Origin of the sequence: Caproicibacterium sp. BJN0003, assembly GCF_026314295.1 — a bacterium.
Taxonomy (GTDB): domain Bacteria; phylum Bacillota; class Clostridia; order Oscillospirales; family Acutalibacteraceae; genus Caproicibacterium.
This window is the reverse complement of record NZ_CP111108.1, coordinates 875,178-898,533: the sequence shown is the minus strand read 5'-3', so window position 1 is coordinate 898,533 and position 23,356 is coordinate 875,178. Positions and strand designations below refer to the sequence as shown.

Annotated in this window: 23 protein-coding genes and 1 tRNA gene; 18 read left to right on the top strand and 6 right to left on the bottom strand. The window is 40.5% G+C overall.

All coding sequences use genetic code 11. The features are described 5' to 3' along the window. Position 1 precedes the first annotated feature (1 nt). The 3 genes from rsxE to OP489_RS04405 are packed head-to-tail and all read left to right on the top strand — an operon-like array spanning position 2 to position 2,100. Entirely contained in the window at positions 2-694 is a 693-nt protein-coding gene (rsxE, locus tag OP489_RS04415; protein WP_266163136.1) for an electron transport complex subunit RsxE, read from the top strand. Continuing rightward, positions 694-1,290 (top strand): electron transport complex protein RnfA, encoded by a 597-nt coding sequence (locus tag OP489_RS04410; protein ID WP_180341027.1) that lies wholly within the window; start codon positions 694-696, stop codon positions 1,288-1,290. Before rsxE ends, OP489_RS04410 begins: the two co-directional genes overlap by 1 nt. Positions 1,291-1,305: 15 nt before the next feature. Further along, entirely contained in the window at positions 1,306-2,100 is a 795-nt protein-coding gene (locus tag OP489_RS04405) for an RnfABCDGE type electron transport complex subunit B (RefSeq protein ID WP_266163135.1), read from the top strand. A 111-nt stretch (positions 2,101-2,211) separates the two neighbouring features. Here OP489_RS04405 and OP489_RS04400 read toward each other — a convergent pair whose 3' ends face one another. Next, positions 2,212-3,156 (bottom strand): L-lactate dehydrogenase, encoded by a 945-nt coding sequence (locus OP489_RS04400; protein ID WP_266163134.1) that lies wholly within the window; start codon positions 3,154-3,156, stop codon positions 2,212-2,214. Between the two features lie 238 nt (positions 3,157-3,394). Here OP489_RS04400 and OP489_RS04395 point away from each other — a divergent pair, with 238 nt between their 5' ends. The 8 genes from OP489_RS04395 to OP489_RS04360 all read left to right on the top strand — a co-directional run bounded on the left by OP489_RS04395 (position 3,395) and on the right by OP489_RS04360 (position 10,335). Further along, complete coding sequence (locus OP489_RS04395; protein WP_266163133.1) at positions 3,395-4,114, top strand: SGNH/GDSL hydrolase family protein; 720 nt, start codon at positions 3,395-3,397, stop codon at positions 4,112-4,114. Positions 4,115-4,226: 112 nt separating this feature from the next. Continuing rightward, positions 4,227-5,606, top strand: a complete 1,380-nt coding sequence (locus OP489_RS04390) for a Sapep family Mn(2+)-dependent dipeptidase (protein ID WP_266163132.1) — start codon at positions 4,227-4,229, stop codon at positions 5,604-5,606. A 332-nt stretch (positions 5,607-5,938) separates the two neighbouring features. Further along, positions 5,939-6,640 (top strand): hypothetical protein, encoded by a 702-nt coding sequence (locus OP489_RS04385; RefSeq protein WP_266163131.1) that lies wholly within the window; start codon positions 5,939-5,941, stop codon positions 6,638-6,640. A 16-nt stretch (positions 6,641-6,656) separates the two neighbouring features. Then, the gene (locus tag OP489_RS04380; RefSeq protein WP_266163130.1) at positions 6,657-7,484 is read left to right on the top strand and encodes a hypothetical protein; all 828 of its coding nucleotides are present in this window, start codon (positions 6,657-6,659) and stop codon (positions 7,482-7,484) included. A gap of 211 nt (positions 7,485-7,695) precedes the next feature. Beyond that, positions 7,696-8,244, top strand: coding sequence for a hypothetical protein (locus OP489_RS04375; protein WP_266163129.1), 549 nt, complete (start codon positions 7,696-7,698; stop codon positions 8,242-8,244). Then, positions 8,237-9,109 carry a hypothetical protein gene (locus OP489_RS04370; RefSeq protein ID WP_266163128.1) on the top strand — a complete coding sequence of 291 codons (873 nt, stop codon included), beginning with the start codon at positions 8,237-8,239 and terminating at the stop codon, positions 9,107-9,109. The genes OP489_RS04375 and OP489_RS04370 overlap by 8 nt, the downstream gene beginning before the upstream one ends. After that, positions 9,099-9,782: an ABC transporter ATP-binding protein gene (locus tag OP489_RS04365; protein WP_266163127.1), complete on the top strand. Its 684-nt coding sequence runs from the start codon at positions 9,099-9,101 to the stop codon at positions 9,780-9,782. The genes OP489_RS04370 and OP489_RS04365 overlap by 11 nt, the downstream gene beginning before the upstream one ends. Further along, positions 9,766-10,335, top strand: a complete 570-nt coding sequence (locus tag OP489_RS04360; protein WP_266163126.1) for a hypothetical protein — start codon at positions 9,766-9,768, stop codon at positions 10,333-10,335. Before OP489_RS04365 ends, OP489_RS04360 begins: the two co-directional genes overlap by 17 nt. Before the next feature lie 162 nt (positions 10,336-10,497). Here OP489_RS04360 and OP489_RS04355 read toward each other — a convergent pair whose 3' ends face one another. Further along, on the bottom strand, positions 10,498-11,235 hold the full coding sequence (locus OP489_RS04355) for a gamma-glutamyl-gamma-aminobutyrate hydrolase family protein (protein WP_266163125.1): 738 nt from the start codon (positions 11,233-11,235) through the stop codon (positions 10,498-10,500). 102 nt (positions 11,236-11,337) lie between these two features. Next, positions 11,338-12,771: an alanine/glycine:cation symporter family protein gene (locus OP489_RS04350; protein ID WP_266163124.1), complete on the bottom strand. Its 1,434-nt coding sequence runs from the start codon at positions 12,769-12,771 to the stop codon at positions 11,338-11,340. Between the two features lie 333 nt (positions 12,772-13,104). On the opposite strand from OP489_RS04350, the gene OP489_RS04345 reads away from it, so the two are divergent. Then, complete coding sequence (locus tag OP489_RS04345) at positions 13,105-14,367, top strand: MerR family transcriptional regulator (protein WP_266163123.1); 1,263 nt, start codon at positions 13,105-13,107, stop codon at positions 14,365-14,367. A 127-nt stretch (positions 14,368-14,494) separates the two neighbouring features. Here the strand turns inward: OP489_RS04345 and OP489_RS04340 are convergent. Beyond that, a tRNA-Lys gene (locus OP489_RS04340) sits at positions 14,495-14,570 on the bottom strand. Between the two features lie 209 nt (positions 14,571-14,779). Here OP489_RS04340 and OP489_RS04335 point away from each other — a divergent pair. From OP489_RS04335 to trxA, 3 genes are all read left to right on the top strand, one after another. Continuing rightward, positions 14,780-16,120 (top strand): DUF6056 family protein, encoded by a 1,341-nt coding sequence (locus OP489_RS04335; RefSeq protein WP_266163122.1) that lies wholly within the window; start codon positions 14,780-14,782, stop codon positions 16,118-16,120. A 491-nt stretch (positions 16,121-16,611) separates the two neighbouring features. Next, positions 16,612-17,031, top strand: a complete 420-nt coding sequence (locus OP489_RS04330; RefSeq protein WP_266163121.1) for an RrF2 family transcriptional regulator — start codon at positions 16,612-16,614, stop codon at positions 17,029-17,031. A gap of 29 nt (positions 17,032-17,060) precedes the next feature. Next, on the top strand, positions 17,061-17,366 hold the full coding sequence (gene trxA / locus OP489_RS04325) for a thioredoxin (RefSeq protein ID WP_266163120.1): 306 nt from the start codon (positions 17,061-17,063) through the stop codon (positions 17,364-17,366). A 159-nt stretch (positions 17,367-17,525) separates the two neighbouring features. On the opposite strand, the gene OP489_RS04320 is transcribed toward trxA, so the two are convergent. After that, a complete protein-coding gene (locus OP489_RS04320; protein ID WP_266163119.1) occupies positions 17,526-18,779 on the bottom strand; it encodes an acetate/propionate family kinase in 1,254 nt (417 codons plus the stop codon). Between the two features lie 124 nt (positions 18,780-18,903). Between OP489_RS04320 and OP489_RS04315 the strand changes: the two genes are divergently transcribed. Together OP489_RS04315 and OP489_RS04310 are read left to right on the top strand one after the other, a co-directional pair. Next, entirely contained in the window at positions 18,904-20,091 is a 1,188-nt protein-coding gene (locus OP489_RS04315) for a nucleotidyltransferase family protein (RefSeq protein WP_266163118.1), read from the top strand. Positions 20,092-20,122: 31 nt separating this feature from the next. After that, positions 20,123-21,058 carry a hypothetical protein gene (locus tag OP489_RS04310; RefSeq protein ID WP_266163117.1) on the top strand — a complete coding sequence of 312 codons (936 nt, stop codon included), beginning with the start codon at positions 20,123-20,125 and terminating at the stop codon, positions 21,056-21,058. 63 nt (positions 21,059-21,121) lie between these two features. On the opposite strand, the gene OP489_RS04305 is transcribed toward OP489_RS04310, so the two are convergent. Further along, on the bottom strand, positions 21,122-22,114 hold the full coding sequence (locus tag OP489_RS04305; RefSeq protein ID WP_266163116.1) for a LysR family transcriptional regulator: 993 nt from the start codon (positions 22,112-22,114) through the stop codon (positions 21,122-21,124). A gap of 297 nt (positions 22,115-22,411) precedes the next feature. Between OP489_RS04305 and glsA the strand changes: the two genes are divergently transcribed. Beyond that, the gene (gene glsA / locus OP489_RS04300; RefSeq protein WP_266163115.1) at positions 22,412-23,353 is read left to right on the top strand and encodes a glutaminase A; all 942 of its coding nucleotides are present in this window, start codon (positions 22,412-22,414) and stop codon (positions 23,351-23,353) included. The last annotated feature ends 3 nt before the right edge of the window (positions 23,354-23,356 follow it).

Sequence of the window (23,356 nt, the reverse complement as noted above, 5' to 3'; positions counted from 1 at the left end):
GATGGAAGAAAAGAAAAGTCTTTGGCAAGAATTTACAAAGGGCCTCATTCGTGAAAATCCAGTTTTGCGTCTTGTCCTTGGGTGCTGCGCAACATTGGCTCTTTCGACCAGCGCAAGCAATGCAATCGGTATGGGACTTGCCACAACCTTTGTTCTTATTTGTTCCAACCTTGTAATTTCTTTGCTTCGAAATATTATTCCGGATACGGTTCGTATCCCCTGCTACATTGTTTTGATTGCAGGTTTTGTTTCTCTTGTACAAATGCTGATTGAAGCCTATTCTCCGGCTCTGAAAGCTGCGATGGGCATTTATCTGCCTCTTATCGTTGTAAACTGTATTATTCTTGGCCGTGCAGAAGGCTTTGCAAATAAGCATAAAGTATTGCCTTCCATCTTCGATGGTCTTGGAATGGGACTCGGTTTTACACTGACCCTGTTCGTTATGGGCTGCATCCGTGAACTGATTGGTTCCGGCACAATTCTCGGATTCCAGATTATGCCTGCTTCTTATCCTGGAATTATTTTGTTCCTCCTGCCTCCCGGCGGCTTCTTCGTCTTCGGTATTTTGATGGCAATTACCAACAAAATTGCAGCGGGCAAAGGCGAACCTGTTTCTGAACTTGGCTGTGCTCATTGCCCAATGGCAGGCTGCTGCTCAATTTCAGTTGAAAAAGAGAAGGGAGCTGACAAATAATGGATTTTAAATCATTACTCGCCATCTTTCTGGCAGCTATCCTTACTGAAAACTATATTCTGAATAAGTTTCTTGGTATCTGCCCGTTCTTAGGTGTTTCCAAAAAGTTGGATACTGCTACTGGTATGAGTGTAGCCGTTATCTTTGTTATGGTCATCTCTACTGCAGTTACCTATCCGATTTACACTTATGTGCTAGTTCCGAATGGTCTATCTTACTTACAGACCGTGCTTTTCATTTTGATTATCGCTGCATTGGTTCAGTTTATTGAAACTGTTCTGAAAAAGTACATTCCTACTCTTTATCGAGCTTTAGGAATCTATTTGCCTTTGATCACTACTAACTGTGCAGTACTCGGCATCACTATGCTGGTAATTGATAAGGGTGAAAATTATATTGAAGCGCTGGTCAATGCACTTGGTTCTGGTGTCGGATTCCTTGTTGCAATGGTAATCTTTGCCGGTATTCGCGAGCGCCTAGAGCACAATGATATTCCAAAATTTCTCAAGGGGCTTCCGATCACTTTGGTCGCAGCTTCTTTAACAGCTGTCTCCTTCCTTGGATTCCAAGGTTTAGTTGATGGCATGCTGCGTTAAGGAGGGCTAAAAACGATGAATGATATTACATTCCCAATTGTTTTAGTCGCCGGAATCGGTATTTTGTGCGGTGTCGTTTTGGCAATCGCTTCTATCATTATGGCCGTTCCCAAAGACGAAAAAGAGATTGAACTTCGCGACGTTCTGCCCGGTGCAAACTGCGGTGCCTGCGGATTTTCCGGCTGCGACGGTTATGCTGCCGCTTTAGCAAAAGGAGAAGCACAGCCTGGACTTTGTGCTCCTGGCGGTGCTGCTGTTGCAGCAGCTACGGCTAAAATTCTTGGCGGCAGTGCCGGTGCTGTAGAAGAAAAAGTAGCTGTCGTGCATTGCCTCGGAAGTAACGACAACACACAGAACAAAGTTGTTTATGAAGGAATTGAATCCTGTGCAGCTGCTAATATTGTCGCGGGAGGCGTTGCTGACTGCGAATATGGATGTATGGGAATTGGTGACTGCGTAAATGCCTGCCAATACGATGCCATTGAGGTTTGTAATGGCGTCGCCCGTGTTGATCCCACCCGCTGCAAAGGCTGCACGATGTGTGTAAAAGCATGCCCCAAGCACCTGATCGATATGGTTCCTAAAAAGAAGCAGGCAGTTAACCTTTGCCAGAACTGTGACAAAGGTCCAATGGTCATGAAAGTCTGCAAAGTTGGCTGTATTGGCTGCATGAAATGCGTCAAAACATGCCCTCAGGGAGCAATTAAAGTCGATAAATTCCATGCGATTGTCGATCCTTCCAAATGTATCGGCTGTGGTGCCTGTATTGAAGTTTGTCCTCGACATTGCTTAAAGATGATGGACGTTTGATCTTTTCTTAATTTTATAAAAAAGCCGTTTGGAAAAATTCCAAACGGCTTTTTGCTATTTAAAAGTAACTTTTGCGCCTTTCAATAAAATGATTTAACCCCTCATCATTTATCAATAGCAATCTTCATGAAGAATTTTCTGCACTGCCGATGCAGATTGAAGCAGGAGCTTTTGTTCCTCCTTATTTAATGGAATATCAAGTACTCGCTCTACCCCTTTACTGCTCAGAATTGCCGGAACTCCCATGCAAATATCGGATAATCCATAATGTCCGTCGATAAAAATGCTTACCGGCAGAATACTGTGCTCATCACGCACAACGCTTTCGCAAATTCTGCGACAGCTGCTCGCAATTCCATAATAGGTGGCACCTTTTTTCTGAATAATTTGATAGGCACTATCCCGCACTTCTCGATATAAATCTTTGAGATCTGAATCCTTTAGGGCGTCCCCTGTCGCCGCACAGTAATCTTTTAAATCAATCCCCGAAATATTTGCGCTGCTCCAAACAGGCAATTCACTGTCTCCATGCTCCCCGATAATAAAGGCATGCACCACCCTTGGGTCTAAAGACAGCTTCTTTCCAAGCAAATATTTTAACCGTGCCGTATCGAGCACCGTCCCGCTTCCAAAAACATGTTCTTTAGAAAAGCCGGAATATCGCAGAGCTGCATAGGTTAAAATATCCACTGGATTACTCACAATCAACAGAATTCCATCTTGATTATACTTCGTAATCTTTGGAATCATCTCCCGAAAAATTTGAAGATTTTTATGCACAAGGTCAACTCGACTCTCTCCGGGTTTTTGGTTAGCACCTGCAGCAATTATAATAATTCCAGCTCCTTTTAAATCCTGCCAGCTTCCTGCTGCAATCTCCATCGGTTTTGTAAACGGAATACTATCGCCCAGATCCATTGCCTCTCCCTGTGCCTTTTCCTGATTGATATCAATTAAAATCATTTCACGAAAAATTCCACTCTCAAGCAAAGAAAAAGCAATGCTCGAACCCACAAATCCACAGCCAACGATCGCACATTTATGAAAATCCGCCATACAAAATTCTCTCCTTTTTTAGCTAGTATAGCAATTTTCGATTGATTTATGAAAAAATGAAACCGTTTTTTATTTTTATGATCATAACAGGACTTTATCAGTCCGTAAAAACTTTTTATGAATATTTTGGGCCGCACTTGACATTCTATCAAGTAGTGATTATTATAATATATAGTATTAAAAACCATGTTACATTATTTTAAAGACTTGTTTCTTCTCTTTTAAAGGAGGAATTATTATGGCGCCCAGTGTTTGCATTTTTGGAGATTCTGTTGCAAAAGGCATTGCTTTCGATGCTGTAAAAGAAAAATATTTGCTTTTAAAAAATCGATTCTCCAATTTAATCGGAGCAAGAGATGGAATCCAAATTAAAAATTATTCTCATTTTGGCTGCACTATTAAACAGGGAAAAGTTTCAATTGAAAAACATCTGGCCGAGCTTTCTCATTATGATGCTGTCATTTTAGAATATGGCGGAAACGACTGCGATCTTTCATGGGAGCAGGTCGCCGCTGATCCAAAAGGCACTCATCTGCCTAAAACACCAATTACCGAATTTTCAGAAACCTATCGCCAGCTAGTCAGTGAAATCAAAGAATCAGGGGGCACTCCAGTCTTAATGACACTGCCGCCGATTTACGCTCCACGGTATTTTTCATGGATTTCTCGTAATTTAGACGCACAAGCAATCCTCGATTATCTTGGGGATGTAGAATTTATCTATCGCTGGCATGAAATGTATAACCTCGCCATATGCCGTATTGCTTTGGAGCAACATCTTTCTCTCATTGATATTAGTAGCGCATTTTTACAAAAGGGAAATTATCAAGATCTCCTCTGCGCGGATGGAATCCATCCAAATGAAAAGGGACATCAACTGATTGCAGACGAAATTGATCAACAATTAAACATGTTTAACTCTCATAGATTTCATCCTTCACAACTCGCATTTGCTTAAAAAATAAAAATAATTTTTGATCTCTCCCCGATATTATACATGTCCTAGAAAATATGATATAATAAAAAAGATTAGTAGTATAAAAATCTTTTCTTGAAAGGGAGAACAGAAAATGCAATTCGGCAAACAAATTCTTAACTATCAGGAAGAAATTCTTCAAGATCTGAAGGAACTTGTTGCAATTCCTTCGGTTGTCGGTAAGCCAGAACCTGACATGCCTTTTGGAAAACTGCCTGCTGCCGCCCTGCAAAAGATTCTGACCCGTGCAAAAGAAATGGGGCTGCAAACTGCCAACGTTGACAACTATGCCGGTCATGCAGAATATGGCACAGGAAAAGACTCTGCGGCAGTTCTTGTCCATATTGATGTTGTTCCTGCTGGTGAAGGCTGGGATACCGACCCGTTCACTACCACTCTGCAAGGCAATCACTTATATGGAAGAGGAGTCGCTGATGACAAAGGCGCTGCCATTGTAGCTCTATATTGTCTAAAGGCTCTAAAGGACGCCGGTATTCAAACACAGCGTCGTCTGCGGGTCATTTTTGGCTCCGGAGAAGAAATTGCCAGTAATGATCTTAAAATGTATTTTAAGAAACAGGAAATGCCGGTATTTGCTTTTACTCCCGACAGCGAATATGGAATTTGCAACCGTGAAAAAGGGATTTTACGTCTGGATCTGATTGTAGAAAACGACAGTACTGTTGTTACCTCTTTTGATGCAGGAACAGTGGTCAATGCTGTTCCCTGTCATGCAGAAGCAACAATCAACTGTTCCACCGAGCAAAAAGAAGCTCTGAAAGCTTTGGTGGAAAAGGATAGCAGCATTTTTTCATACTCAGAAAATGAAAATGGACTTCACATTTCTGCCAAGGGGCTCTCTTGCCATGCTATGCAGCCACAGGATGGCAAAAATGCCGCTGCACATCTCGCTTTGCTCTTAGGAAAGGTTTTTTCGGATCAAGAATTAGGTGCTCTGCTCACCTTTGTTAAAAATACAATTGGGCTCGAAACAAACGGCAATTCTTTGAAGGTCCGCCAGAGTGACGTTCAAAGCGGTCCTCTCACGCTGAACCTGGGAATTCTGCACATGGATAATCATATTTCTTCTGCCGGCATTGACATTCGTTATCCGGTAACTTCTGATGGAAAAGCGATTGCAAAATCAATTACCGCCACAGCGGCCGGATATGGAATTGCCTGCAAAATTCATGGGATTTCTGAACCGCTCTTCATTCCGGAAGATGCACCTTTTATCGAACTGCTTAAAGAAGGATACTCTCATGTAATGGGAGAAAATCCTGATCTATATGCAACTGGAGGCGGCACTTATGCCCGCGAGCTTCAGGGACGCGGTGTTGCTTTTGGTCCATTCTTCCCTGAAGAACCAGATCGTCGCCTACATAATTCCAATGAAAATATTGACCTCACCTATTTTATGAAGCACGCTCAAATCTGTATGGAAACAATGTATTTGATGGCAACAAAACCATAAGAGACCTTTTGTTGAGAAATCCAAATATTCATAACATAAGAAAAGACATCGACTAAAATCGGTGCCTTTTTTATTTTGATCGTTTAAAAAATATGTAGATGCCTCAACATCATATGACCTATGCAACAAATTTCAGAGTATTTATTTGTCTAATATGAGCGTTGAACTTCCTTTTTTGAAATGATATGATTGAAATGGTAAAAATTAGCATTTTGTTTTAGCAATGAATTTCTTTGTCTAGTCAAGCATTTCATTTTTTACATTGATAAGAGTTGGAACAATCATCATAATTAAATTCCAACTCTTATTTTTTACTAAAAAGGAGGAATTTCATGCCAAAAAGAGTTGTCAGAACAGTACTTTTCTCGGTCCTGCTTGCTCTAATGGGAATCGTGATCCTGTTTGTTGCTTTAAAGGACAAGCTGCTTTTGCCGGCGTCGAATCTATGGACAAAGTCTTCTGCTCCTTCGTCGGCTGTTACTTCGGGAACTGCAAGTGAAGAGGAAGCAGCAGTAGATGCCTTTGAACCTAAGATTTCGGTTCCGATGGGAGAAGCCGTCACCGTATATGACTTGCTTTTTACCGTTCATGATTTTATGACGACAAAACAGTACGATGGCAGTTTTTCAATTACAGACATGATTAAAAATTACAATTGCAGTGAAGACGGCAGTTTCAGCAATGAATATAATTATTTTATTACGAATTTAACGGTCGAAAATCCAACCGATCAGGATATCGAATATTATTTAAATGACTTTGAATTTCATTGTTTTGATCAAAATGGAAAAAAAGTTTCTCCCAGTATCGACGAAGTTTACAGTTATGATAAAAATAAAAAAGAGTTTATTCCCGGCAAAAAAGATTATTTTCGACATGTTTTTTCTGCGCACAGCGAAGAGACTTTTCATCTGGTCAGTCTCATAACCGACGAACGTCTTAAAAAGATTGCTCATATTCATTTTATAGTCAGTCAGGGCGGATATACTTCCCATGGAATTGACGAAGCAGCCAGAGCGATTATCTTAAAGTAACCAAAGGGGATTTTATATGAAACAACTTATCAAATTAGAAATCGGCAGAGCGTTTCACGGCCGAATGTTTTATATTTCCATTTTAATTGGAAGTATTTTAAGTTTGCTGCAGATTATCTTTCATGTCATTCCGACTTCAATGAACATTGATTTGTATTTGACAAAGATGGACTCTCCACGTTTATATCCGGGGTGGCTTTTCTCCTCATGGCTGGGCGGAAATGTATTTGATATCGAAAGTCTTCTTTTCTATCTTTTGCTCCCGGTTCTGGCGGTTCTTCCATTTGGAGACAGCTATTTTACCGACCGAAAAAGCGGATATCTAAAAAACGTCTATATTCGAACAAAAAAGAAAAATTATTTAACCGCCAAAGCAGCCGCAGCTTTTCTTTCGGGAGGCACGGCCGTTGTAATTCCGCTTCTTTTAAACCTCGCGCTTGCAGCGCTGTTTCTACCGGCGCTAAAACCTGAACCAACCGCACCTTATGGCAGTATCGCGGCAAGAAGCATGTGGTCGGAATTATATTATTCCAGTCCGTGGGCTTATGTCTTTGCTTATCTGCTCATTGATTTTATATTTGCGGGAATTTTCGCTCTGATCGCACTGGGGATCAGTCAGGCTGCTGATTATCGCTTTATCGTGATTCTTTTCCCGCTGTTTCTTTATCTTTTTATTTATTCTACTGCAAAGCTTTTGCATGCACACGCTTTTGCACCAGTAGACTTTTTAAATCCCGGATTTGGTAGTGGAAATTCTTTTTCGATTATTCTCGGAGAAGGCGCCGCTCTGGCAGGATTAGGCCTTGGGAGATTCTGGATTGGAGGGAGGCAGGAAACCTATTAAACATATAAATAACAGTCGAAAACTGATCTTGAAAGAAAAATATTTTTATCTCACTTATGCAGCCGCCCTCCCCTTTTTCCTCTTTCTTTTCCTCTCTTCAGAATATGCTTCCTACCAAAAGGAAGGCTATTTTCTATGCTATGCGGACTGCTTTTGCAGCGTTTGTATAGCATCTGTTCTAGGACTTTTTTTCATTCCATTTGTGTTTTTTATGACCTGCTTTTTATCGGAACGAATTTTTTCGAGTCAGATGATCTTACGGCTTAAAAAGCGGGAAACTGTTTGGAATCTACAGGTGATCATTCTCATAAAAACAGCATTTTACTGTTCCACTTATTTGACCGCCTGGACTGCATTTCTCGGGACCTTCTTTTCCAATCAGATTTTAAATTGGAATAAGCAGAGAAGTATCTTTTTCCTAACTACACAAGCAACGGTGGGGAACTATTCTATCTGGGAAATTGTGCTGTTATTTTGGCTGTGCTCTTTTTTGCTGTTCGCTGCCATTCCACTTTGTGCGCTATTCATTCAATGGATCAGCGGAAAAGAGATTGCAGGGTGGCTTTATTTGATTTTGATAACCGGCTGGAATATGGCCTCTCCTTTTAAACTTTTAAGCGGAAGGCTTTATCTTTGGTACCGAAGTTTTTTAGAGCCCTCCATTTTTGCAGTGGGGATTTTCGGCTGTATCGGTTTAATTTTTGTCCTGTGGATGATCGGGAAAAAGCAAGCGAGAAGAAAGGACTTTTGGAATGCATAAAGGAAATCAAGGGACCGTCCTTCATCAGCTGCGTTATGATATTTACCATGGCACCCGCAACAATTGGCTCCAATATGTTGGCTTTATTCTTCTTTTTATTTTGATTCATTCCTTCTTTTTGACGCATTGGCAGACTTTATCCTCTCATGGTGTGGTAAATGCTTGTCCCAGCTGCTGGGACTATATTCTGGATTTTTTCAAAGGAATTAAGAAAGTCTCTTTTACTGATCGTCATGAGAGGTTCGATCTTCCGATTCCGTTTTTACTGTTCAATTTATTTTTGACGTTTACAATCGGAAAATATGCCTGCTGTGATTTAGAAGGAATCGGACTTTTGACACTGCTGCAATCAAAAAAGCGCAGTGCCTGGTGGAGTGGAAAATGCCTATGGTGCGTTTTCCATGTTCTTTGCGTATATGCTCTGCTATTTCTGACTGCATTTTGTTTTTCCGCTGTGAATGGAAACAGTTCGATGGAGTTTACCCCACAGCTGAATCAGACTCTATCGCAAATTCCAACCCAAATATTCGAAAAATGGACCTTGCTGCAAGCAACATTTTTTCTACCGATATTGGTATCGATCGCGCTGGCTTTTTTGCAGTTGAGCCTGTCGCTGTGGATTTCTCCGGTTTTCAGCCTGCTTGCCGTTATCTGTCTGCTGGTTATCTCCGCTTATTTCTGCAATCCGTTTCTGATCGGAAATTATTTTATGCTGCTGCGGTCGGATCTGGTTTTAGAAGACGGTGTCTCTTTACAGACAGGCTATCTTGTGAGTATCGGACTTTTACTTCTCAGTTTTTTCTGTGGAAAAATCCGCTTTTGCAGGATGGACTTTTTATCCAGGAGTGAAATTTATGAAAATTGAAATACATAATTTATCAAAGGTAATTCGAAAAGCGACAATTTTGGATCAGATCTCGCTTGTAATGGAAAGCGGAAAGATTTATGGGCTGCAAGGCAGAAATGGTTCTGGAAAGACCATGCTGATGCGCTGCATCTGCGGACTGGTTTACCCCACAGAAGGGGAAATTTGGATTGATGAAAAGAAACTCAACCAAGACATTTCTTTTCCGCAGAGCATTGGAGCATTGATTGAAAATCCCGGATTTATCGGCAGCTATTCCGGATTTCAAAATCTAAAGCTGCTGGCTTCCATTAATCCAACCATTGATGACGCCCAAATAGCATCAAGCATGGAGCGTCTTGGGCTTGCGGCGGATGACCGCAAAAAATACCGAAAATATTCATTGGGAATGAAACAAAAACTCGGAATTGCAGCGGCTCTCATGGAAAATCCAGACTTGATCCTTCTCGACGAACCATTTAACGCGCTGGACGAAAAAAGCATTGCAGTCGTAAAAGACATTCTGCTCGAAAAGAAAAAGCAAGGGGCTTTAATTCTGCTTTCCTGCCATGACCACGAGGATTTAGAGCAGATCTGCGATGAAATTTTCGTGATTCAGGATGGAAAACAGATTCGGACTTATTCTCCACTTAAAGAATCAGAGAGGTCTAAAACAAATGAAGAAGAAACATAAGGGTTTAAAAATTCTGGGAATCGTTCTCGGCGGCGTGTTGCTGATTGGATATGTTATGCGTGTTTTTACGCTGAATCAGAAATACCCTCAGCCGCAGGTACAAACATTTTCCATGAACGAATGGGCTGATTATGATGGAATTGAGGTAAAAGTCACACAGGCACAGATCAAAAATCAAGATTTCATGATGGAAAACCAAATTATAACGACTGCGCCGGCTCCCGGAAGAGAAACCAAGGTGTTATTAATCACAATGGAGCTAAAAAACAGCAGCACAGAAACAGCACAGGGACGAGTCTATTTGACGGAGGCAGAATCTGGCGCATGGAATAACGGAGTCGCAGCACAGTTGATTTCAAACGTCAATAAACCTGGAATATCATTGAGCGCTCCAATGAAATCCGGAGAAAGCAAAACTGTCGTTCTGCCATTTTCGATTAACCATGTACAGATGACCGACACTTCATGGGCCCATGCAGAAAGTCGCTCTTATGATTTGGTACTAGGGCTTTATCCGACGAAAAAAATAATTCCACTGCAAATCACATACTAAAATTATCTTTCTATCGACTGCATCCACATTGTAAATTTAAGACATAAACCTACCCCCAGACAGAATCGTGTGTTTTTATTCCACTATCCTATCTGGGGGCATTTTATCTAGCCACCAACATTTTTAAATTCTATTGCTTAGTCAATAGAAAATATTTAAAAACTACTTACAGTTATCCACAAAAGCGCGAAAAATTTTGAGTTGTTCTTCCGAATCGTACATCATTTCGGGATGCCATTGTACCGCAACAACAAACTTTTTCTCGGCAATTTCGATTCCCTCGGAAACGCCATCGGAAGAAACAGCGGTAACGGAAATATTTTTCCCAGGTTTAAAAACCGCCTGATGGTGAAAAGAATTCACATCAATTACTTTTTTCCCATAAATGCTTTCTAATATGGAGCCTTTCGTCAGAGTAACCGAGTGCCAAGCATAGTTGCGGGGATAAATATCGCCAAAATGGTGTCCAAAGCTGCCATCTTTCTCTAAGTCTTGATAGAGAGTCCCTCCCATTGCAACATTCAAGATCTGAATACCGCGGCAGATTCCCAAAAGCGGTTTCTCCGTATTTTCCACGATATATCGTGTTATAGCAAGATCCTGCGCATCTCGCATGGGCATGATAGCGCCACAGCCTCTTGCACGCTCACCGTAATTTTCAGGGCCTACATCATGACCACCGGAAATCATGATGCCATCCATCCGGTCCAATATGTCCTTTAGGTCCTCAAAATTTGAGCAAAGCGGAATTACTACAGGACACCCGCCGACTTTTTCAATTGCATTAATATAATCTCCGGCAATAAAGTTCCAGTCCTGACCATCAATTCCCATTTTGGATACTCTGCCCACATCGTCATGATAGTCATAATTGCATGTAATACCAATCAGTGGTTTCATAAATGGAGTTCTCCTTTTCTTACCTAAATCAAATTTGGAAGTTTTTTTTGAATCTTATTTTTTACAATTTTTTGTCGTCTCCATGATGGATTGCTTTATAAATTACTCTTTTGAAGCGATTTCGTCAATTTGTTTGACATGAGCATCGGCATATTCTTTCTCTTCTTCTACCCATTTAGGCCATTTTTGGGTTTCCCATTTTTGGGGATCTGCAAAATACTCTTTGGTCAGCTTAACAATTTGATTTACGCAGAAATATACGCCCAACAAATTGATGATCGTGTAAATGCCGGCAAAGAAGTCAACATAGTTAATCAAAGCATCAATTCCAACCATGCCGCCGACCAAGATCAGAGCCAGCATCCCCCAGCGACAGCCAACGCTCAGTTTGTCTCCAACCAGCTTGCGAAACTGAGCTTCAGTGAATTCAATCTGTGCGCAGGCGGTGGTAAAAGTAAATAGTACTACGGAAATCGTAACAATAAAGGTCCCGACATTTCCGATCGTATTGTTAAATGCAGTAGCTGTCATGATGGCGGGCGCCACATTGCCCTGTTGCCACACACCGGTAGTCAAAATAACAAAGCAGGTCAAAGAACAAACAATGATCGTATCAAAAAAGACCTCAAAGACCGCCCACATACTCTGTTGGATGGGATGGTTGACATCAGCAACTGCATGGGTGATTGTTGTAACACCAGTACCGGAATCGTTGGAATAGCAGCCACGAGCAACACCCCAGCGAATGCTTTGAGTAACAGCAGCACCAGCAAAACCACCCACTGCAGCACGACCGGTAAACGCATAACGAAAGATGGAAGCAAATGCGGCAGGCAGATTCTGAATATTCAGAATAATTACAATCAGGGTACCTACAATGTATAGAACGCTCATTGCAGGAACCAGACGTTCCGTTACGCTTAGTAGGCTCTTCATGCCGCCAATAACAACGACAGCTACCAAAAGGGTCATAATAATTGTCACAGGCAGACGTGGAGCTCCCATACCGACAATGTTATCCACACTGGAGCCGATCTGTGCAGAAGCCGCCAAAAACAGGCAGACGATGCAGACCACTGCATAAAGGGGGCTAATCCATTTCCAGCCAGTACCAGCGGTCAAATAAATCTGAGGACCGCCTTCCCACTGACCGTCTTTATTTAGGCGGCGGTACTTCATAGCAACGGTAGTTTCGGAATACTTCACACAGCAGCAAACTAAACCGGAAACCCATAACCAAAACACGCCTCCGGGACCGCCGTAGGCAATTGCCATTGCGGTACCAATAATGTTGCCGGCCCCTAAAGTGGACGCCAAAGCACCGGTAACAGCCTGCCAGCTAGAAAATTTTCCATTTTCAGCTTTTTTGCCAAAGCCCTTAAAAATAGTATTTTTCAAAATGAAACCCAGCTTGGTAAACTGCAAAAATCCAAGTCTGAAAGACAAATATAGGCCTCCACCAACAATCCACAAAAGCATGGGAATTCCCCACAGCCAATTTGTAAATGCTAGAATGGCGTCCAAAACGGATTGCATAACATAACCCTCCTTTTTGTGATTGAACCGATAGATTAACGATCGTTTAAAATTATCATAATCGGTACAGTTGAATTCATGTCAAGGGGTAATTTTGAATACTCTATTAAAAAAGGCAGAGTGCACTTCACTTTTTGGGGGAATTATATATTTTTTTAATAAAAGACGTAGGCTTGTTGAATCTATACTTTTGCACAAAAATATGATATTTTAAACAAAGCAAGTAAGAAAGGCGACAGCTTTTTCAATCTCATTGGCAATTATTTTTTACCATTATAGGTTGCTCAGATAAACCAATCATTTAAAATATATCGTCATAAAGAAGGTCTGAAAATGAAAATCGGTGAGCTTTCAAAGCGTACTGGAGTTTCCCGCGACACCATTCGATATTATGTGAACCGTGGTATTCTTCTGCCAGAAACCAACCGCGCCCAATATAACTTTACGGAGCGCGAATTGCATGATCTTCAGGTAATTTTGCGAATGAAACAACAACAATTCAATCTTAAAGAAATTCAAGATTACATTTCGTTATGCAGACTTTCTAATTTGATTGAACCTGAAACGATTGATGAATGTCTACGTATGATGAATAACAAAAAGCAAGAACTCCAGTCGCAGATTACTTTTTTAAAAGGAGCCATCAGCAGCATTGACCAGGAAATTTTAGAGCTTACTGGTCATGTTCACGGAAAGCCTCAAAGAACTGGGGTTCCACTTTCGGCTCTTCCTTTGTTGGTTTGTCCCCGCTGCGGACAGCAGCTGGAGGTAAGCCATGCAGATTTGAACACCCAAAACATTTTTTCTGGGGATCTCACCTGCAAATGCGGGTATTGTGCAAAAATTGAAAACGGAATTGTTAAGACAGGAAAACTATATACAGGGACCCACGACCAACCGGATCTACGGCGCGGACTTTACCGCAATATGGGCAATACTTTTATGACGGATCTCGAAAAATGTTATGGTTATATCTCTGAAAAATTGCAGAAAATAGATACGCAAGGAAAGGTAATTCTGGAAGCTAATATTAACGGGTATTTTTTTCTCTATAACTATATGAGAAAACTCAGTTCCGATTGCCTCTGCATCATTGTAGACAAATATCCGGAAATGCTTGAAATGTATAAATCACTGATAGACCTGCTCAACCTGAACCAAAAAATTCTTTATATCGCCGATGCTGACACAGATTACCCCCTAGCCCCCGGTTGTGTAGATATTCATGTGAGTTTTTTTGGTGAAAATGAGCACCAGTTTTATCACAAAAACTGCTTCTTGTATGATGCAAAGCGTTATTTTTCAGACAAGGCAATCATTTTAGGGAGTCTTCTCAGTTATCCGCTTAATTCAGAGACACACAAGCTGCTCAGGAAAAAATATCCGGAAGGCAGTGAAGTTGGCTATAATCTTACTGCTTTAAAGGAACAATATAGAAAACAAAACTACAGACTGACTGCACAAAAAGTGGGAAGCCTCCAGGAACTGCCGCTAAAACAATATGCTTTCGAGTGTCATGTAAACGGTGAAACACTCGAATTCTATCACTTCAAAGCAGAACCAATAGCCTTGCCAAAGAAAGAGCGACCTCGGTAAATAAAAAAAGATCGCCCAAAGGCGACCTTAAAAAATCATTTATCTTGAAATTCAGGACCATATAACTTCAATATTTTTAAATGACAATAGCCCAGATCAACGATCTGGGCTATTGTCATTTAAGTTATGGTGAACCATCGGGGATTCGAACCCCGGACACCCTGATTAAAAGTCAGGTGCTCTGCCAGCTGAGCTAATGATTCATTTCTTTTTTGAACAGCTTATATAGTATACCAAGATTTGATGGATATGTCAATCATTTTTTTACTTTTTATTTTAATAGATTTCAAAAAAGGAAAATATTTTTTCTCTTAATTTGACATTTTTAATTTTATTATTCATAATGGAAGCGAGAAAAATTTTATACTGAATGAATTTTACAGAAGTACAAATGAATGGAGCTTACGATTCAATGGAACAAATTCTAAATCGCCGTACAGAAAATCCGGTGCTTCGATTCTTAAAATGGCGTTATGCGCCCTTTCTTATTTTTCTAATTTACGCGATCTTTGTCCACTGCACGATGCAGCTTGGAACAGACGATGATGTTCTTTTTGCAAAAGCTTTACAGGAAGAAGGTCCTCTTCTTCACTATTATACCACCCGTTATGCAACTTGGACTTCACGATTGCTTTTAGAAACTATTTTAATTTATGTCATTCAGATTCCTTTACTTTGGGAAATACTTGATGTTGCAACTTTTGTATCAATCCCGGCATTGCTTTCTCTTCTTTTTGATAAGGGAAACAATTGGGGAATTCGCTGGCTTTTTGTCTTTTTAATGGTTCTCTATCCATTTCATGATATGGCAACTGCCGGTTGGATTACAACAACAGTCAATTATCTTTGGCCACTGGCTGCAGGAATCGCTGCTTTTTTGCCCATTAAAAAGCTTCTACAGAATAAGCCACTTCGCTGGTACCATTATGTAATCAATATTCCGCTTGTACTCATTGCTTCTAATCAGGAGCAATGCTGTGTAATCCTTGCAGCTATGTTTTTCTTCTTTTTAATTAAACAAATCATCTGCAAAAAGAATTGGCACTACCCCGCCGTTATGCTTTTCTTCTGTGCCTTAATGCTTCTTTTTATTATAACATGCCCCGGTAATAAAGTAAGGCTTGTCTCTAATACAGCATACTGGCTCCCGGAATTTGCCAACCTACATTTAGGAGGAAAAATCGAATTAGGTTTTTCCTCTACCCTCTATGCATTCCTATTTATGATGGGCCCGTGCGGACCTAATTATATTATTCTCACATTTACATTTCTATTGTTTTTGGCTGCACTAAAAGTAAAAACTTCCATTTTTAAAAAAATCATTTGCTTTTTGCCATTTGGTATCTGTCTAATTTTTTCCCTGCAACCTGTTTTAAACTCAGTTCCCATTTTGAATCGGTTTTTTAACCGCATTAACACTGCTATGACTTCAACCGGCACTCGCCCATTTTCACATTTGCCGGAAACTATTTTGCCAGATGCTATTTTAAGTCTAATTTGTCTTGCAATCATTCTTTCCATGTTCTTTGCTTTTCAAAGCAGAAAACGCTTTTGGCTTGCTCTTTATACCATGGCAGCAGGATTTATTACGCGTCTTGCAATGGGATTTTCGCCTACGGTCTGGGCCTCGAGTACTAGGACTTATTTATTTTTCTACATTGCAGTTATTGTAGACGCTGCTTTGGTTTTAATTGACATACAAGAAAATTCCTCTGTACTTAAAATGAAACATTACCGTCTCAAAAAACAATAAATAATTAATCGAAAAAAGGCCGCCTTAAACAGGCGGCCTTTTCAGAGAGAGGAGAAATTTATGAAAATGTCTTATAATCACTTTGAATAACTTTAAGATACACGCCTTATGTGATGGTTTGATGAAAAAAGTCTGATAATTACCAAAATCTTTTACTTTCTAATAATTCACTGCAATTTTTATCTCTACCTGGCTTTATTAATGGTACTAAAATATAAGTTTATTAGAAATACTATCAAAACGGACCAGCTCAAGAATTTATTATAAATGGTTTTACTACAGAGATTGGTCCCAAAAATAATGATGTTTTTTACCCCATCTTTTTATGTGCTGCAAACAGCCAACCATGTCTTCCGTTTTAATTGAATATTGTCTGCTTTTTAATTTAAATTTTTTTTTAAAATAAGTTGACTTTTTAAACTGCAACTAATATAATAGCAGTATAGCAAATTGATACTAAAACGATTACAGTTAAAAGGAGGTTTGAGAAAATGAACAGTGACTTCTGCGTAGCCGTTCATGCATTGGTCTATTTAAATCGTAGAGCAGAAGTCGTTTCCAGCGAAGAACTTGCTAAAAATATTTGCACTCATCCTGCCCGAGTGCGCAAAGTTCTCTCTAAACTGAAACGAGCCGGTCTGGTCGCAACCAAAGAAGGGATCGAGGGCGGTTATCGTTTTGTTGGGAATCCCGAATCAATTACACTTGACGAAATCAGCAAAGCTCTTGACGTTCGTTTTGTAGAATCTTCATGGCGCAGCGGAGACAGTGATATGGATTGTTTAATTGCTTCTGGAATTGCAAAAATCATGGATGGAATTTACGAAGATCTGGACAAACTATGTAAAGATCATTTGAAAGCCGTAACAATTCAAACAATCGATGATAAAATTTTCCGCAAAAACAAATAATCAGAATCTATTTTTAAGGAGGAACACTTATGGAAATCAAAGCTTTAACATCCGAAAATTTTGAGGCTGAAGTCTTAAAAGAATCAAAAACGGTCTTAGTTGATTTTTGGGCAAGCTGGTGTGGCCCCTGCCGCATGCTTTCCCCCGTTGTTGACCAAATTGCAGAAGAGCGCCAGGACATAAAAGTCTGCAAGGTTAACATTGATGAACAGCCCGAATTAGCACAAAAATTTGGCATTATGAGTATTCCAACACTGCTCGTTTTTCGCGATGGAAAACAGGTAAATTCTTCTGTTGGTGTACGCCCCAAACAAGATATTTTAAACATTCTTTAACTTGGATCAACTCAAAAGATTTACAAAAGCCGCCTCCGATAATTAAGGAGACGGCTTTCCTTTTATTTCTTAAAAAAAGCAGCTGCTTTTCTTTTTCCCTTTTTGAGAGAAAGCAAAGCAGCTACCAAATAATCTATATTAACAATAAAACGCGAATGATTAGATATCTTCCGGATCAACAACCGTCTTATCCTCTGCGGTTGCATAGGAAAAATTAGCAACAATTTCCTTGGTATCACGAGCAATCATCAATTCCTCGTTAGTCGGAATGACCCATACCTGCACCTGAGAATCAAAGGAAGAAATCTTTCCGCCTTTTCCAAGAATCATCTGGTCATTGAGGACTCCATCGACCTTGGTGCCAAGGAACCGCAGATAGCGGCATACACCATAACGGATCTTCGGAACATTTTCGCCAAGACCTGCTGTAAAGACGATGGCATCAAGGCCATTCATCGCAGCAGCATAAGAACCAATATATTTTGCGATCTGATAGATCAGCATTTCATGAGTTAGAGCAGCTCTGTGATTGCCACGAATTTCTGCACTGGTTACATCACGGTCATCGCTGTAACCACAGACACCAAGCATACCGGATTTTTTATTGAGAAGATCGTCCATCTCTTTTGCAGTTATGCCCTCTTTTTCCATCAGGAAAGTTACAATAGAGGGATCCAGATCGCCGCAACGAGTCCCCATCATAAAGCCGCCCAGCGGAGTCAGGCCCATGCTGGTATCCACAACATGACCATCTTTAATTGCGGTAACAGAAGAACCATTTCCAATATGGCAGGTAACCATCTTAATATCTTCCAGCGGCTGATGCATCAGGTGTGCACAATGCTGGCTCACATAACGGTGGCTGGTTCCGTGGAAGCCATAGCGGCGAATCTTATATTTCTCATAATACTCATAAGGAATCGCGTACATATAGGCTTTTTCGGGCATGGTAGCATGAAAGCTTGTATCAAAAGTGATACATTCCGGTATCTCTGTACCGAACACCTCGCGGCATGCAAGGATTCCCTGCAGTTCCGGACCGTTATGAAGCGGTGCCAGCGGAACAAGGCTCTCTACGCCCTTGATAACCTCGTCGTCAACTAATACGCTGTGATGGAAGATAGAACCGCCCTGCGCAACACGATGACCAATTGCAGCGATTTCAGAAAGGTTCTTGATTACGCCGAATTCTTTATCGACTAGAATCTGGGTCACGAGTTTAAAGGCTGCCTTGTGATCCGGAAGAGCAGGCTCAGAGCTGGTTTTGCGGCCGTCCGCAGTCTTATGGCTGAATGATCCCTTCTCCTGACCGATTCGTTCACAATTTCCTTTGCAGAGCATTTTCTCCGTGTCCATATCAATCAGCTGATACTTGAGCGAAGAACTGCCGGCATTGATGACCAGAATTTTCATTTTTGTTAACTTCCTCCTAAATTAAAAGATGAACAGAATTACTTGCAACTTCTTGATGAACAAAGTAATATATATATGATAATACATGTTTTTCGGGATTTCAAGGTAAAGGAGCAAGAAAACGATGAAAATATGCGCAGTCATATGTGAGCTAAACCCCTGTCACTTCGGTCATCAGGCTCTTTTTGATGCTGCGCGGAAAAATGGTGCCACTCACATTGCTGCTATTTTAAGCGGAGATTTTGTGCAGCGCGGAGAACCTGCTTTGCTCCCAAAATGGGAACGTGCTGCTCAAGCGCTTTCGATTGGCGCCGATTTAGTGATTGAACTCCCTGTCCCCTTTGCAACAGCCGGTGCAGAAACGTTTGCGAAAGGCGGCGTCTCCCTTGCCAGAGCCATCGGCGCAGACTTTCTCGCTTACGGCAGCGAGTGTGCTGATCTCAATGCCCTCAATATTCTCTCCAATACATTGCTTTCTGAAAAGTTCTCAGAAAGCTTAAATGATTTTTTAAGGGAAGGAATTTCTTTTGCCGCCGCACGTGAGAAAGCAATCGAGGCTCTCTGCGGAAAAGGAATGGCAGCACTCTTAAAAATGCCAAACAATATTCTTGCTGTCGAATACGAAAAAGCAAAAAAGGAACTGCATCTTTCAATGGATTCCATGACAATTCCGCGGTTGGGCGCTATGCATGACAGTCTTTGTGATTCTTCTTTTCAAAGCAGCAGCCGAATTCGTCAGGAAATTTTCTCCGATGGAGACTGGTTTCCCATGATGCCGGAAAAATCAACTGTCATCCTCAAAAAAGCCATCGCAAAAGGTTATGCACCGGCTTCTTTTAAATACGCTGAGCGCGCCGTTCTCTATGCACTGAGAAAATTGCAGCCGGAAGATCTTATGCGTCTCCCGGATATTTCAGAAGGCCTGGAAAATCGTATTTATGCTGCCGTTCGAAATGCTTCTTCTTTGGAATCTCTTTACGCACAGATTAAAACGAAGCGCTATCCTTTATCCCGGATCCGAAGAATCGTTCTCAGTGCATTTTTAGGAATTCAAAAAACAGATACTGCCCTGCTTCCTCCCTATCTTCGGATTCTTGCCATTGGAAAGAAGGGGCAAGAGCTCTTGCATTTTATCAAAAGCAACACAAATTTGCCGATTATTACACATTCCTCAGACCATTTTGCTCTTGACAGCAAGGCCTTTCATATGATTGAATTAGAGCATCTGGCATCTGATCTATATGCACTTTGCATGCCTGTTCCACGCCCTTGCGGCAGTGACTTGACTCATGGTATAATCGTTTCAGAATAGAGTCCAGAATTCAAGAGGGGGAAAAACTCTTATGAGTATCGAAATGCAGGAAATTGAATATGAACCGTTTGGACGATGTATTAAAATTTCCAACCGGGTTTTGGAGGCAATTATCTCGATCGATTTTGGTCCCCGCATCTTAAAATTTAATTTTCTGAATGAAGAAAACACACTATATGAAGATAAGCAGGATCAACATGTTTATCAAAATGAAATTCTGCATGAATATTTTGGAAAAGACGCGAAATTTCACTGCTACGGGGGACACCGGCTCTCAGTTGCACCGGATGTAATGCCTCAAAGTTATTATCCCGATAACGAACCGGTCGTCTATGGTCCTATTAACGGCGGAGTCACTTTTACCTCTCCCCGCCAGCAGGACAGTGAGCTTCAGTTTTCCATGGATATCATGATGTCGGATGGAACTTCCGATATTATGGTCGTTCACAAGCTAAAAAATTGTTCTTCTTCAGATAAGAATATTGCGCTTGCCGGAATTACAATGACTCAAAAAGACGGTCTCTTGATTGTTCCCCAAAATCAAGGGCATGATGAAAAACACTATCCAAACCGTCATATTTCTTTGTGGCCTTTTTCAAGCTTCCGCGACCCACGGCTTTTTGTCGGGGATCGATATTTAACGGTTAAACATGCAGCAGCAGAACAGTATTTAAAATTCGGGATCAACGATGTGCAGGGATGGGCGGTTTATGTTCGCAATCACACCGCTCTGATGGCACGTTTTATTCATAACACCGCTTGCGCCTATCCAGATTTCGGAGCTTCTTTCGAATCTTACGTCTGCAATGACTACACCGAAATGCGGGTGCTTTCTCCACTCTATACAGCTGCTCCCGGAAAAATAATTCGCCATGTCGAAAATCTTTCACTCTTCCACGTTGACACCCTTCCCAATGCCGAAGACGAAGATGCCATTGAAAATTTTTGTGAACAGCTTGCGCCCTAAAAAAAGAATTAAAAAAGTACCCATGTGCCGTAAATAAACGGGACATGGGTCTTTTTTATGCCTTTATATGGTTTTTTCCACCTGCCGAACAAAAGCTGCCGGCCTTTTGTTTATCTGTTCAGCTTCTTTCGCCTGCAACACATGATAATGCTTGATCAACAACTCTACAAACTCTTTTTCCGCTGCCGTTAACTCGGATTTTTCCTTGTAAATCACCCCAAAGCGAAGGCATTCGTTGCACCCTAAAAGAGGAATGGAAACCACTTGATAGCGAGAATCCTGTTGTTCAAATTCTGTAATGCCTATCGTAAAAAAATTACTCTCAGAAATTAGGCTCATCTGCTCTGCACGATCATTTACATAAACAATCTTCGGTGACTCATTTAAGTCCAAATGAAGATTCTGTGTTGTAATTCGATAAATAAAGTCTTCAAATTGGCCAATATAGCGAACAAATCCATATTGTTTTAATACGGAAAGATCAATTAAATCCTGATTTTGAAGGAGCTCATGACTGCGTGACAAACAAATAGATGGCTGAAAAAGTGCTAATGGAACAAAATGAAGCCCCGCTTCAGAAAACTGTTTTTGTTTTGCTGAAGATTCACGAGAAGCAAAATGAATGACCCCTACATTTGATTTACCTTCCATCACATTTTCAATCACATTCATTTCCGCATCTTCTTTTAAACAAAAAGAAAAGCTTTTTTCATTCTGATGCTTTCTGCAAATTTGATTAAAGCATTCAGCCGTATGTGAAAAACGAGTCATAGAAACATTAAGGGTGCTCTTTTCCGGCTTAGAGGATTCTGAAAACGTTTTTAGTCGCTCAAGCTCTTTTAAAATAATTTTACAGTGATCTAAAAAATGTTCCCCATCCGGTGTTAAAGAACAGCCTTTTCGAGTTCTGTAAAAGAGCTGCACACCAGCCTCTTCTTCAATTTCCTTAATAATGTGGCTCAAATGAGGCTGTGAAATATAGAGCAGTTTAGCCGCCTGATTAATAGAACCATTTTGTGCGACTTTTTCAAAATACTCTAAGTACTTAATTTCCAAAGTGCAAAGCCCCCTAATTTTTTAAATTTATTTTTAGTTTTAATTTATAAAATTAAGAATATCATCTTTATTAGTTTATTAAATTCTGTATCATTTATATCATATTTCCACTTTTTCGTAAAGCAAATTACTGTTTTTTGTATAATTACACGGATTTTCCTTTTGGTTTCTGTTGATTTTTTCTATATAATCCCCCGATATTTCTATCCGTAATTCGAATAATTAGACTTAATTAAATTATGTTATAGTATTAATATACATTAATTAATAAATGATTTCGGGGTGATTTTTATTAAAATGAAACAATTATTAGAAAGTTCGCTAAAAAGCGCTGTTTTATATGGTCAACACTACCTTGCAAACGGAAAAGTAGCATCCTACATTCCGGAATTAGCAAAAGCTGATCCACATCAACTAGGACTTTGCCTCATTACCAAAGAAAAAGAAATTTATCACGCCGGCGACTGGTTAGTGCCCTTTACCATGCAAAGTATTTCAAAAACTTTTTCTTTAATTGCAGCACTTCAAACATCCGGATACCAAAAAGTTTTTAGTAAAGTAGGCATGGAACCTACTGGTGATGGATTTGACAGCATTGTTCAACTGGAAACCAAGCAGTTGATTCCCTTTAATCCTATGATCAATGCTGGTGCAATCGTCACTGTTAGCTGTATTGACAGCAAAGATCCCGTCAAAGAATTTCTGGATTTGGTACATAAGCTATGCGCAAACAATGAAATCAAAATAAATGAAGCTACCTATTTGTCAGAAAAAAAAGCCGGCATGCGCAACCGCTCCATTGCCTATCTTTTGGAAAGTGATCATATTCTCGAGGGAGACCCCGAAATTATTTTGGATCATTATTTTAAGATGTGTTCGGTTTCTGTTACCACAAAAGATCTTGCTCATTATGCTTGGGTTTTAGCAAATGACGGTCTTGATCCCACCACGGGAGAACGCCTTATCGAAGGATGGATTGTACGAATCGTAAAAACCTTGATGATGACCTGCGGTATGTACGACGAGTCCGGTGAATTTGCAGTCAAAGCGGGGATTCCCTCAAAAAGCGGAGTAGGAGGTGGAATCGTATCTGTAGCCCCAAATGGAATTGGAATTGCTGCTTTTGGCCCGGCACTCAATAAAAAGGGAAACAGTGTCGGCGGTACACATATGATTGAGTATTTATCCAAGGAACTTAATCTTCATTATTTTGCAAACCAATCTGACATCACAGCATAAAAA

Bases quoted from the DNA above. Each gene is read 5' to 3' on its own strand.
- rsxE (WP_266163136.1), top strand. From the start codon at position 2: ATGGAAGAAAAGAAAAGTCTTTGGCAAGAATTTACAAAGGGCCTCATT.
- OP489_RS04410 (WP_180341027.1), top strand. From the start codon at position 694: ATGGATTTTAAATCATTACTCGCCATCTTTCTGGCAGCTATCCTTACT.
- OP489_RS04405 (WP_266163135.1), top strand. From the start codon at position 1,306: ATGAATGATATTACATTCCCAATTGTTTTAGTCGCCGGAATCGGTATT.
- OP489_RS04400 (WP_266163134.1), bottom strand. From the start codon at position 3,156: ATGGCGGATTTTCATAAATGTGCGATCGTTGGCTGTGGATTTGTGGGT.
- OP489_RS04395 (WP_266163133.1), top strand. From the start codon at position 3,395: ATGGCGCCCAGTGTTTGCATTTTTGGAGATTCTGTTGCAAAAGGCATT.
- OP489_RS04390 (WP_266163132.1), top strand. From the start codon at position 4,227: ATGCAATTCGGCAAACAAATTCTTAACTATCAGGAAGAAATTCTTCAA.
- OP489_RS04385 (WP_266163131.1), top strand. From the start codon at position 5,939: ATGCCAAAAAGAGTTGTCAGAACAGTACTTTTCTCGGTCCTGCTTGCT.
- OP489_RS04380 (WP_266163130.1), top strand. From the start codon at position 6,657: ATGAAACAACTTATCAAATTAGAAATCGGCAGAGCGTTTCACGGCCGA.
- OP489_RS04375 (WP_266163129.1), top strand. From the start codon at position 7,696: ATGACCTGCTTTTTATCGGAACGAATTTTTTCGAGTCAGATGATCTTA.
- OP489_RS04370 (WP_266163128.1), top strand. From the start codon at position 8,237: ATGCATAAAGGAAATCAAGGGACCGTCCTTCATCAGCTGCGTTATGAT.
- OP489_RS04365 (WP_266163127.1), top strand. From the start codon at position 9,099: ATGAAAATTGAAATACATAATTTATCAAAGGTAATTCGAAAAGCGACA.
- OP489_RS04360 (WP_266163126.1), top strand. From the start codon at position 9,766: ATGAAGAAGAAACATAAGGGTTTAAAAATTCTGGGAATCGTTCTCGGC.
- OP489_RS04355 (WP_266163125.1), bottom strand. From the start codon at position 11,235: ATGAAACCACTGATTGGTATTACATGCAATTATGACTATCATGACGAT.
- OP489_RS04350 (WP_266163124.1), bottom strand. From the start codon at position 12,771: ATGCAATCCGTTTTGGACGCCATTCTAGCATTTACAAATTGGCTGTGG.
- OP489_RS04345 (WP_266163123.1), top strand. From the start codon at position 13,105: ATGAAAATCGGTGAGCTTTCAAAGCGTACTGGAGTTTCCCGCGACACC.
- OP489_RS04335 (WP_266163122.1), top strand. From the start codon at position 14,780: ATGGAACAAATTCTAAATCGCCGTACAGAAAATCCGGTGCTTCGATTC.
- OP489_RS04330 (WP_266163121.1), top strand. From the start codon at position 16,612: ATGAACAGTGACTTCTGCGTAGCCGTTCATGCATTGGTCTATTTAAAT.
- trxA (WP_266163120.1), top strand. From the start codon at position 17,061: ATGGAAATCAAAGCTTTAACATCCGAAAATTTTGAGGCTGAAGTCTTA.
- OP489_RS04320 (WP_266163119.1), bottom strand. From the start codon at position 18,779: ATGAAAATTCTGGTCATCAATGCCGGCAGTTCTTCGCTCAAGTATCAG.
- OP489_RS04315 (WP_266163118.1), top strand. From the start codon at position 18,904: ATGAAAATATGCGCAGTCATATGTGAGCTAAACCCCTGTCACTTCGGT.
- OP489_RS04310 (WP_266163117.1), top strand. From the start codon at position 20,123: ATGAGTATCGAAATGCAGGAAATTGAATATGAACCGTTTGGACGATGT.
- glsA (WP_266163115.1), top strand. From the start codon at position 22,412: ATGAAACAATTATTAGAAAGTTCGCTAAAAAGCGCTGTTTTATATGGT.